The sequence below is a fragment of the Streptomyces sp. UNOC14_S4 genome (assembly GCF_020740835.1).
In the GTDB taxonomy this organism is placed as follows: Bacteria; Actinomycetota; Actinomycetes; order Streptomycetales; family Streptomycetaceae; genus Streptomyces.
The window spans coordinates 1-3,646 of record NZ_JAINFC010000646.1 but is presented as its reverse complement, the minus strand read 5'-3'; the positions used below and the strand labels follow the sequence as shown (position 1 = coordinate 3,646).

Here is a 3,646-nt window from a genome sequence, read left to right as displayed (position 1 = left end):
GGCGGGGGCTTCATGGGTGCCGAGCAGGTGGGTGATGGCGGTGGTGAGCGTGGTCTTGCCGTGGCCGGTGTGGCCGATGACTCCGATGTTGACGTGCGGCTTCGTACGTACGTATGCCTGCTTGGGCATGGTTCCTTTCCCCGGATGCGGTGGAGCGGTGCCGTCACGCGGACCCCGGGACCGGCCGACCCTTCCCTCGGGGGCCCGCGAAACGATCCGGGAAGAGTCGGCGTCGCAGCCGGTCGCGACCGGGCAGGGCCGGGCAGGGGTCGGCGGCAGCGCGCCTGGCGCCCGCGGCGGCGGGCGTCGGCTGGGGTCGGGAGCGCTGCCGGCACATGCTGTCGATGCTCGCGCACGCGCCGTGGGGCGTCGAATGGTTTTCCCCGCAGGGGCGTTGGCGTCATCTTCAGGCGTTGGTGTCGTCTTCGGGCATCGGTCTCGTCCTCAAGCGTTCGTGTCGTCTTCGGCCGTCTTGGTGTCCACCGGGCGAACGGGCGACGCCCGAATGTGCGCGTTCCGTACCGGCTCACCGCGATCGGGGCCGTCGCGGGCGCGCGTCGGTTAGGCTCCATCGATGCCCGATCCCGCCACGTCCGCCGCACCTGCCGCGCCCGACGCCCCTCCCGCGTCCGCCGTGTCCGCTGCGCCCTCTCGTGGCCCCGCCCGCCGTGGCGCCCGCGCGCTGCTGTCCCCGTGGGTCCGGCTGGGGCTGCTCGTCCTGCTGCTCGCCGGAGCCGCGGTGACGGTGCTGGCGCTCCGGCCCGAGCGGCTGCTGGCCGACGGCTGGCCGCCGCACATGTCCGGCGGCGTGGCGGTGGCACTGTTCGCGGGTGCGTACGGCGTGTGCACCGCGGCGTTCGTGCCGCGCCCGATCCTCAACCTCGCGGCGGGCGCGCTGTTCGGCGGCCCGGTCGGCACGGCTGCCGCCGTGGTGGGCACGGTGCTGGGCTCGGCCCTGTCCTTCGGGCTGGGGCGGCTGCTGGGGCAGGACGCGCTGCGGCCGCTGCTGCGCGGCCGGTGGCTGACGGCGGCCGACCGGCAGCTGAGTCGCCACGGCTTCCGCTCGATGCTGGCGATCCGGCTGTTCCCCGGGGTGCCGTTCGCTGCCGCGAACTACTGCGCGGCGGTGTCGCGCATGGGGTGGGCGCCGTTCCTGGCGGCGACGGCCGTGGGCAGCCTGCCCGCCACCGCCGCCTATGTGATCGCGGGCAGCCACGCCTCCTCGCCCACGTCGCCCGCGTTCGTGGCGGCGACGGCGTTCCTGGCGGTGACCGGCGCGGCGGCGGTCCTCGTGGCGTGGCACCGACGCCGCGCCCGTGCGTGAGCGCTCCGCTGGTAATGCGTTTGGTCATGCGTTCGCGTTCGCCTGCGGGCCGGTGGTCCGTTGCGCCCACCGGGTTGCCACCCGGGCCCGGTGCGCGGCTGCGCGTCGTTGACGGCTGGTCGCGCAGTTCCCCGCGCCCCTACGGGGCGCGAACGGAGCACCCGGTGGGTGTACCCAGCGCGCGGGCCGGAGCGGACGGTGGTGTGCTGGAGGGACCCGTGTCCCGCGAGGAGAGCCGTGATCCCCACCGACGACCTGTCCGACCCGGCCGTCCGCGCTCTGGTCGCCGCCATCAACGCCAATGACATCGCCGCCTTCCGCGCCGCCCTGGCCCCGGGCGCCACGATGTCCGATGACGGCACGGACCGGGACCTCGACGACTGGGCGGAGCGGGAGATCTTCTCCTCCCACGGACACATGGACGTGGAGTCCGAGTCCGACGAGGGGCACTCGCTCACCGCCCTGTACACCAACGACACCTGGGGCGCGATGCGCACGGCGTGGCACTTCACGGTCGACGGCGGTGGCAAGGTGAGCCGGTTCGAGACCGGACAGGCGTGAACGTCCCGCGCCCGGGACGCCGCACCACCCCGGCCGCCGTCCTGGCCGCGGGCCTGGCCACGTGCCTCCTGGCAGCCGCCGCGACCGGGTGCGGTACCTCGGGCGGCGGCTCCGCCGGACGCACGGTGTCGCCGTCGGCGGCGTCCCCCTCCTCGGAGGGCTCGCGCGTGGTGGCGTTCGAGGACACCTACGTCTACGACGACGGGCTGCGGGTGAAGGTGAGCAAGCCGAAGCCGTTCAGGCCGAGCGGCACCGCCGTGGGGCACAAGGCGGAGAACTCGCCCGTCACCTTCACGGTGACGCTGACGAACGGCACCGGACAGCCCTTCGAGGTGACAGGAGTGCTCGTCAATGTGAAGGCCGGGGACAGCGGCGCCCGGGTCGACCAGATCTTCGACAGCGCGCGGGGCGTCGGCAACCCGCTGACCGGCTCGCTCGCGCCGGACGAGAGCAGCAAGGCGGTCTTCGCGGTCGACGTCCCGACGGCGGACGTCGGCAAGATCGACGTCGAGGTACGGCCGGACTTCGGGGTCCGCTACACCACCGTCCACTGGATCGGCTCCGCCCGCTGAACGACCGCCGCCGGGCCCGGGCGTGACGAACGTCCCGTCCACCGCGCGCCCTTCACCTGGGAGAGTGGGGCGATGAGCACTGACGACGACGCCGTACTCGTGGGCCGGGAGGGCCGCGCGGGCCGCATCACCCTCAACCGTCCCCGGGCCATCAACGCCCTCACCCACGCCATGGTGCGCCGCGTCGACGCGGCGCTCGCCGCCTGGGAGCACGACGACTCCGTGGCCACCGTGGTGATCGACGGGGCCGGTGAGCGCGGGCTGTGCGCGGGCGGCGACATCCGGCTGATCCACGACGACGCCCGCGGCGGCGGCGAGGCGAGGGCGACCCGGGCGTTCTGGCGGGACGAATACCACCTCAACTCCCGTATCTCCCACTACCCCAAGCCCTATGTGGCGATCATGGACGGGCTGGTGATGGGCGGCGGGGTCGGCATCTCGGCGCACGGGAGCGTCCGCGTCGTGACCGAACGGTCGGCCCTCGCCATGCCGGAGACGGGCATCGGCTTCGCCCCGGACGTCGGCGGCACGTACCTCCTCTCCCGGGCCCCCGGCGAACTCGGCACGCATCTCGCCCTCACCACGGCCCGCCTCGACGCGGGTGACGCCGTGCGGAGCGGCTTCGCCGACCATTTCGTACCGGCGGCGCGGCTGGGCGCGTTCACGGCGGCACTGGCCGAGACGGACGCGGCGGAAGCCGTACGCGCCTTCGGCGAGCCCGCCCCGGACGGCGCGCTCGCCGCGCACCAGGAGTGGATCGACCACTGCTACGCCGCCGACTCGGTCGAGGAGATCCTCGCCCGCCTGACCGCCTCCGGCATCCCCGAGGCGAAGGAGGCCGCCGAGGCGATCCGCACGAAGTCGCCCACAGCGCTGAAGGTGACCCTGGCCGCACTGCGGCGCGCCGCGCGGCTGGCGTCCCTGGACGAAGTGCTCGACCAGGAATACCGGGTCTCGTGCGCGTCGCTCTCCGACCCGGACCTGGTGGAGGGCATCCGGGCGCAGGTGGTGGACAAGGACCGGCGCCCGCGGTGGCATCCGGCGACGCTGTCGGAAGTCTCGGAGGCGTCGGTGACCCGGCACTTCGTTCCTCTCGGCGCGGACGAACTGGGCCTGGCCACGCGGTAGGTCACCCACCGGGGGCTGCCGCCCCCGGACCCCCGCGGTGGTCGGTTGCGGCCGGTGGGCC

The 3,646-nt window shown here is 74.2% G+C and carries 5 protein-coding genes; 4 read left to right on the top strand and 1 reads right to left on the bottom strand.

All coding sequences use genetic code 11. The features are described from left to right. Positions 1-129: GTP-binding protein (locus K6I34_RS33640; protein ID WP_229331834.1), on the bottom strand; the 129-nt coding region annotated here is incomplete at its 3' end. A 445-nt stretch (positions 130-574) separates the two neighbouring features. Between K6I34_RS33640 and K6I34_RS33635 the strand changes: the two genes are divergently transcribed. The 4 genes from K6I34_RS33635 to K6I34_RS33620 all read left to right on the top strand — a co-directional run bounded on the left by K6I34_RS33635 (position 575) and on the right by K6I34_RS33620 (position 3,585). Further along, complete coding sequence (locus tag K6I34_RS33635; RefSeq protein WP_229331833.1) at positions 575-1,324, top strand: TVP38/TMEM64 family protein; 750 nt, start codon at positions 575-577, stop codon at positions 1,322-1,324. 237 nt (positions 1,325-1,561) lie between these two features. Next, positions 1,562-1,885 carry a nuclear transport factor 2 family protein gene (locus K6I34_RS33630; RefSeq protein ID WP_229331832.1) on the top strand — a complete coding sequence of 108 codons (324 nt, stop codon included), beginning with the start codon at positions 1,562-1,564 and terminating at the stop codon, positions 1,883-1,885. Then, entirely contained in the window at positions 1,882-2,457 is a 576-nt protein-coding gene (locus tag K6I34_RS33625; RefSeq protein WP_229331831.1) for a hypothetical protein, read from the top strand. The genes K6I34_RS33630 and K6I34_RS33625 overlap by 4 nt, the downstream gene beginning before the upstream one ends. A 72-nt stretch (positions 2,458-2,529) precedes the next feature. Continuing rightward, entirely contained in the window at positions 2,530-3,585 is a 1,056-nt protein-coding gene (locus K6I34_RS33620) for an enoyl-CoA hydratase/isomerase family protein (RefSeq protein WP_229331830.1), read from the top strand. The last annotated feature ends 61 nt before the right edge of the window (positions 3,586-3,646 follow it).

What these genes read in the sequence shown, in the direction of transcription:
- K6I34_RS33635 (WP_229331833.1), top strand. Translation starts at nt 575, where the DNA reads ATGCCCGATCCCGCCACGTCCGCCGCACCTGCCGCGCCCGACGCCCCT.
- K6I34_RS33620 (WP_229331830.1), top strand. Translation starts at nt 2,530, where the DNA reads ATGAGCACTGACGACGACGCCGTACTCGTGGGCCGGGAGGGCCGCGCG.